Origin of the sequence: Dialister histaminiformans (genome assembly GCF_900103425.1) — a bacterium.
GTDB lineage: Bacteria > Bacillota > Negativicutes > Veillonellales > Dialisteraceae > Allisonella > Allisonella histaminiformans.
The window spans coordinates 1-2,040 of the sequence record NZ_FMXA01000041.1 but is presented as its reverse complement, the minus strand read 5'-3'; the positions used below and the strand labels follow the sequence as shown (position 1 = coordinate 2,040).

General features: G+C 46.7%; 1 protein-coding gene. It reads right to left on the bottom strand.

The genetic code is table 11. The features are described 5' to 3' along the window. Positions 1-553: 553 nt before the first annotated feature. A complete protein-coding gene (locus tag BLQ79_RS08105; protein WP_091365633.1) occupies positions 554-1,732 on the bottom strand; it encodes a tetratricopeptide repeat protein in 1,179 nt (392 codons plus the stop codon). Between the last annotated feature and the right edge of the window lie 308 nt (positions 1,733-2,040).

Below are 2,040 nucleotides of genomic sequence, written 5' to 3'. Positions count from 1 at the left end.
TCCTGTAATCTGCAAGGATTGCACCATCCTGAGCCGAGAATGGCATAACCATTCTTGCGGCCTTATGGTCTGCCTTAAACCTGGAGATTGGATATTGTGCACCATGATTGGCTATCGGAGGGAAACGTTTCGCATGCTTCCGTTAATCAGCTTTAGCATTCTTAGCTTTTATAAGAAATATTCTGCTTCCCTTTGTAAAACAACATGTTTTACACCGTCCCGAATTCCATAGGAATTTGCCGACAGCAGACAACGTTTGCAGCCTTTATCCTCTCTCCAGAGAGGGAAAGGGGCTGCATGCCCCACCTTCGTGCAGCTTTAGGATTCTGACCTTTTTCGCAAGAGAATAATCTCTTTATAAAAAGAAGGGAGTATCCTATGCCTGCCATTCGCTTACTCCATTCTCAAGCCTGTTTTTGTCTCTAAAGACAAAACAAAACGAGATTTTCCATATAAACGGAAAATCTCGTTTGGTTATACCTTTCGATTCCATCGGAAGGAAGTTGTCTGACGTCTGACCGTCAGCTTGCAAGAGTTACCTCTATTCTGTCTTTTAATTAATAGTCCCCGGTGTGGTTTCTACGAATTCTTTCGGCAGATCTTCATCCAGCTTATCGTTGGTCTTTACCAGGGTCTGCTTCGGATAATACTTCTGCAGAGTCTGGATGGCATCTCTGTCGCCCATAGCGGCTGCGCGCTTGAGCCAGAAGAGCACCTTGCCCTGGTCTTTTTCTACGCCAATGCCGTGTTCATAGCAGGCAGCGAGCCATCCCATAGCCGGAGCATAACCACCTATAGCGGCTGCATAGAATACCTGGAAAGCTTCCTTGTTCTTATTCTGTGTCTTCAGAATAACGCCGAGCTGGAGCATAGAGGACTGGAGTCCGGCCTTAGCGCCAATTTCATACCAGTGCTTTGCCTTTTCCAGATCCTTCTTGACCCCACGGCCATAGAAGTAGCAGTTACCTACATTGCCTGCTGCCAGCGGAAGTCCTGCCTTAGCACTCTTTTCGAACCAGGAAAATGCTTTTTCTTCATCCTTCAGCTTTTCATCAAAGGAATAGATGAATCCCAGTGCATTAGCAGCTGCTGCATTTTCGCTCATGTCCCAGGCCTTAACCCACAGACGGATAGCTTCTTTCACATCCCGTTCTTCGCCAGTACCCTGGAAGAAGTGGAATGCCAGACGATAATCCCCTTCGGTGTATCCCAGTTTAGATACGGCCTTGAATCCTTCGCAGGCCTTCTTGAAATCTACATCTCTGTGGCCGCCTTCATCATACTGTGCTGCCTGGTCAAACTTGGCCAGCCAGTAGCCAGCTTCTGCCGCCTTATCAATATTGGCAAGTCCTTTTTCTTCATCTGCCTTTGTGCCAATACCGTAGAAATAGCAGTCGGCTGTGTCGTCCAGTGCAAAGACGTCGCCAGCTTCTGCCAGTTTTTCAGCCTTTGGCAGCCATTCCTTCATAAAAGCATCACGCTTTTCCTTTGGCAGCAGATAGCCATAGGAAATAGCGCAGAGTACATCTCCCGCTTCCATGCCCTTCTTAAACCAGTTATAGGATTTTTCCTGATCGAAATGTCCTACTCCCAGATACAGACGGCTGTAAATGCCCATGAAATACATGGCCCGTGCTTCTCCGGCATCAGCCAGCTTTTCAAACAGGGGATATGCTTCCTTATGTTTGAACTGCTTAAAGAGCAATTCAGCCTGTTCCAGTTCTTTACTCATAATCAATAAGACCTCCTGTAGGTATTTTTAGTTTTACAAGACGTTATTATTATAACATAGAGACAAGCGGAGCTCATAGCCTGTGGGCTAAGAGCTCCGCTCATGATCGGTGCATAAAAGACAAGCAGGCGATTTGAGATCAGGAATGCAAAAGGATGAGGAAGTTTTTGGTAAAAAGGCAGCAGGCAACATCCTTATACTTTCCTTTGCTCTAACATACAAAGATGAGCCTTCGGCTCATGGTCAGTGCGAGCTAGAGGCTCGCAGGTCGGTACATCCTGAACGGATGTAGGTCGGTGCCTTAACTT

Bases quoted from the DNA above. Each gene is read 5' to 3' on its own strand.
- BLQ79_RS08105 (WP_091365633.1), bottom strand. From the start codon at position 1,732: ATGAGTAAAGAACTGGAACAGGCTGAATTGCTCTTTAAGCAGTTCAAA.